This window comes from Enterobacter sp. CM29, from assembly GCF_013179605.1.
Lineage (GTDB): Bacteria > Pseudomonadota > Gammaproteobacteria > Enterobacterales > Enterobacteriaceae > Enterobacter > Enterobacter intestinihominis.
Genome location: NZ_JABMCU010000293.1, coordinates 1 through 3,434, shown reverse-complemented (window position 1 = coordinate 3,434; position 3,434 = coordinate 1). Strand labels below are relative to the sequence as shown.

The window sequence follows — 3,434 nt, the reverse complement described above, 5'->3', positions numbered from 1 at the left end:
AACTGCCGCCTGCCCTGCTGCCTATCGAGGAGCACGGCATGAAGCTGCTGGTGGACATCCAGGGCGGCCATAAGACCGGTTATTATCTCGACCAGCGTGACAGCCGTCTGGCAACGCGCCAGTACGTTGCCGATAAGCGCGTGCTGAACTGCTTCTCCTATACCGGCGGCTTTGCGGTCTCAGCCCTGATGGGCGGCTGTGCCCAGGTTGTGAGCGTCGACACCTCACAGGAAGCGCTGGATGTGGCGAAACAGAACGTTGAGCTGAACAAGCTGGATCTGAGCAAAGCGGAGTTTGTGCGCGACGACGTGTTCAAACTGCTGCGTAAATACCGCGACCAGGGCGAGAAATTTGACGTTATCGTGATGGACCCGCCGAAGTTTGTAGAAAATAAAAGCCAGCTGATGGGCGCCTGCCGTGGCTATAAAGACATCAACATGCTGGCGATCCAGCTGCTGAACCCGGGTGGCGTTCTGCTGACGTTCTCCTGCTCTGGTCTGATGACGACAGATTTATTCCAAAAAATCATCGCCGATGCCGCAATAGATGCGGGTCGTGATGTACAATTTATAGAGCAGTTCCGTCAGGCCGCCGATCACCCGGTGATCGCTACCTACCCGGAAGGGCTGTATCTGAAAGGGTTTGCCTGTCGCGTCATGTAACTTGAAAAGAGAAATATTGCCCGCACATAGTGTGTATGTAATGTTTCCCGGGAGGTGACTATGATTGCCAGCAAATTCGGTATCGGCCAGCAGGTCCGCCACACCTTGCTTGGATATTTGGGTGTGGTCGTGGATATCGACCCGGAGTATTCCCTTGATGAACCGTCAGCAGACGATCTGGCCGTTGACGCAGAGCTTCGCGCCGCGCCCTGGTATCATGTGGTTATGGAGGGCGACGATGGTCAGCCTGTCCATACCTATCTTGCCGAAGCGCAGCTGAGTGGTGAACTACAGGATGAGCATCCGGAACAACCCACTATGGACGAGCTTGCTCAGACCATCCGCAAACAGTTACAGGCGCCGAGACTGCGTAACTAAAGGTGTAAAAAAGCCCGTCAAGCGGGCTTTTTTTATTTTGCCAGCCCCAGACGGGGGATGTCGATTGCCGGACAGCGATCCATCACCACCTTCAGCCCGGCATCGCGTGCCAGCACGGCCGCCTGCTCATTAATTACGCCCAGCTGCATCCACAGCGTTTTCGCGCCGATGGCAATCGCCTCCTGCGCCACGCCCCAGGCCGCCTCTGAATTACGGAAAACGTCCACCATATCCACCTTTTCCGGCACGTCCGCGAGCGTCGCATAGCCCTGCTGACCCAGCAGCGTTTTCCCCGCCACCTTCGGCGAGACCGGGATCACGTGATATCCCTGGTCCAGAAGGTATTTCATGACCCGATAGCTTGGGCGATCCGGTTTATCGCTCGCGCCGACCAGCGCGATAGTGCGCGTGGACGTCAGAATCTCGACAATGTCGTTCTCTTTCATGCTGTTCCTCCTGGTTTTTTTCAAAGTGTACGTCAAAGCAGACATCTCAACCACGCATCCCATACAGAAGTATGAGGGCAAAACGGCAAAATATGTCTATATGTTAGTAAACGTGTTTATCGAAAAATTTTGATACATTCTTACCGGGTAGTTTGTCTACAGGAGTCTGCTATGAAAACCGGCATTGCCTGGGCTGTGGTTGCGTTAATCATGCCGGTTTGTGTTTTCGCAACCACCCTCAGACTCTCAACCGACATTGACCTGCTGGTGCTGGACGGGAAAAAAGTCTCCAGCTCCCTGCTGCGGGGCGCAGACAGCATCGAGCTGGATAATGGCCCGCATCAGGTGGTTTTTCGGGTTGAAAAGACGATTCGCCTCGCCGACAACGAACAGCAGGTGTACATTTCGCCTCCGCTGGTGGTCAGCTTTAATACCCAACGCATCAGCCAGGTCAATTTTCGTCTCCCGCACCTTGAAACAGAAAAAGAGTCACTGGCATTTGATGCCTCACCGCGCATTGAGCTGGTGGACGGGGATTCTATGCCCATCCCGGTAAAGCTGGATATCCTGGCGCTGACAAAAAGGCCAAAAGGAACAGATTACGAAGCGGACACGGAGATCTATAACAGAGCCAGCAGGCGCGCCTCCCTGCCCCAGTTCGCCACCATGATGGCGGATGACAGTACCCTGCTTTCGGGCGTATCGGAGCTGGATGTACTCCCTCCTCAGTCGCAGACCCTTACTGAGCAACGCCTCAAATTCTGGTTCCAGAATGCCGATCCGGACACGCGCGCCCGTTTTCTGCAATGGGCGAAACGACAACCTTCGTCGTAAGCCACATTTTTTCGTCCTTTCTCTTGCAGCATCAGTCAGTTCCCGTCATCGTGTAGCGAGGTAACCTCACGGATAAGATTATGGAACTGACAACACGCACACTTCCGGCGCGCAAGCACATTGCTCTGGTTGCGCACGATCACTGTAAACAAATGCTGCTTAACTGGGTTCGTCGCCATCAGCCTCTTTTACAGCATCATGCCCTTTCTGCCACGGGAACAACCGGCAACCTGATCCACCGCGAAACCGGTCTGGAAGTGAATGCCATGCTGAGCGGCCCGATGGGGGGTGACCAGCAGGTCGGCGCTCAGATTTCGGAAGGTAAAATTGACGTTCTGATATTCTTCTGGGATCCGCTGAACGCGGTTCCGCATGATCCGGACGTTAAAGCGCTGCTGCGTCTGGCGACGGTATGGAACATTCCGGTAGCCACCAATCTTTCAACGGCAGATTTCATCATTGAATCGCCGCAGTTTAACGATCCGGTGGAGATTTTGATCCCGGATTATCAGCGTTATCTTGCGGAGAGACTGAAGTAGTTTTTTGCCCGGTGGCGCAGCGCTTACCGGGCCTACAGAATTTGCCCGGCGCGTTACGGCTTTCTCGCCACCGGCACGTCAATACTTTTCAAAATATCGACAAACACCGACGGCTCCTCTTTGTTGAACAAGAGCCACACGCGATGGCGCGCGCGGGTTATCGCCACGTACAGTAAGCGCCGCTCCTCTGCATCCGGGAAATCTTCCGGAACAGGCAATAACGCCTCTTCCATCACGGATTCCCGCGCCGGTGCCGGGAAACCGTCGCTCCCCTCTTTCAGCCCCACCACAATTACGTAGTCGGCCTGCTGCCCTTTACTGGCGTGAATGGTCATAAAATCGAGCTGTAGTTTTGGCCAGCGCGTTGCCGCTTTTTCCAGCGCCGTCGGCTTGAGGTGGTGATAACGCGCCAGGACCAGAATCCGTTCATCCGGTTTCGCATAGCCGCTCAGTTTATCCAGCAGCGGTTCCAGCTGATCGTCCGCCAGCAGCGTGACGGCCTTTTTATCCCCCGACGTCAGGCTGTTAAGCGGCTTCGACAGCTGATACGGGTTCTGCTGAATAAAACGGTTGGC

Annotated in this window: 6 protein-coding genes; 4 read left to right on the top strand and 2 right to left on the bottom strand. The window is 54.9% G+C overall.

All coding sequences use genetic code 11. The features are described 5' to 3' along the window. Positions 1-662, top strand: a 662-nt coding sequence (locus tag HP459_RS22060) for a class I SAM-dependent methyltransferase (protein WP_171936844.1), incomplete at its 5' end; no start/stop codon positions are given. A gap of 60 nt (positions 663-722) precedes the next feature. Further along, the gene (gene hspQ / locus HP459_RS22055) at positions 723-1,040 is read left to right on the top strand and encodes a heat shock protein HspQ (protein WP_003858136.1); all 318 of its coding nucleotides are present in this window, start codon (positions 723-725) and stop codon (positions 1,038-1,040) included. A gap of 32 nt (positions 1,041-1,072) precedes the next feature. On the opposite strand, the gene HP459_RS22050 is transcribed toward hspQ, so the two are convergent. Continuing rightward, positions 1,073-1,486 (bottom strand): CoA-binding protein, encoded by a 414-nt coding sequence (locus tag HP459_RS22050; RefSeq protein ID WP_006809337.1) that lies wholly within the window; start codon positions 1,484-1,486, stop codon positions 1,073-1,075. A 171-nt stretch (positions 1,487-1,657) separates the two neighbouring features. Here HP459_RS22050 and HP459_RS22045 point away from each other — a divergent pair, with 171 nt between their 5' ends. Together HP459_RS22045 and mgsA are read left to right on the top strand one after the other, a co-directional pair. Further along, complete coding sequence (locus tag HP459_RS22045; RefSeq protein ID WP_023305822.1) at positions 1,658-2,320, top strand: DUF2057 family protein; 663 nt, start codon at positions 1,658-1,660, stop codon at positions 2,318-2,320. Positions 2,321-2,400: 80 nt separating this feature from the next. Then, positions 2,401-2,859 (top strand): methylglyoxal synthase, encoded by a 459-nt coding sequence (mgsA, locus tag HP459_RS22040; RefSeq protein ID WP_003858146.1) that lies wholly within the window; start codon positions 2,401-2,403, stop codon positions 2,857-2,859. Between the two features lie 53 nt (positions 2,860-2,912). Here the strand turns inward: mgsA and HP459_RS22035 are convergent. Then, positions 2,913-3,434, bottom strand: a 522-nt coding sequence (locus tag HP459_RS22035; protein ID WP_171936843.1) for an ATP-binding domain-containing protein, incomplete at its 5' end; no start/stop codon positions are given.

Excerpts from the sequence above, each read along its gene's own strand:
- HP459_RS22045 (WP_023305822.1), top strand. The coding sequence starts at position 1,658 with ATGAAAACCGGCATTGCCTGGGCTGTGGTTGCGTTAATCATGCCGGTT.
- hspQ (WP_003858136.1), top strand. The coding sequence starts at position 723 with ATGATTGCCAGCAAATTCGGTATCGGCCAGCAGGTCCGCCACACCTTG.
- HP459_RS22050 (WP_006809337.1), bottom strand. The coding sequence starts at position 1,486 with ATGAAAGAGAACGACATTGTCGAGATTCTGACGTCCACGCGCACTATC.
- mgsA (WP_003858146.1), top strand. The coding sequence starts at position 2,401 with ATGGAACTGACAACACGCACACTTCCGGCGCGCAAGCACATTGCTCTG.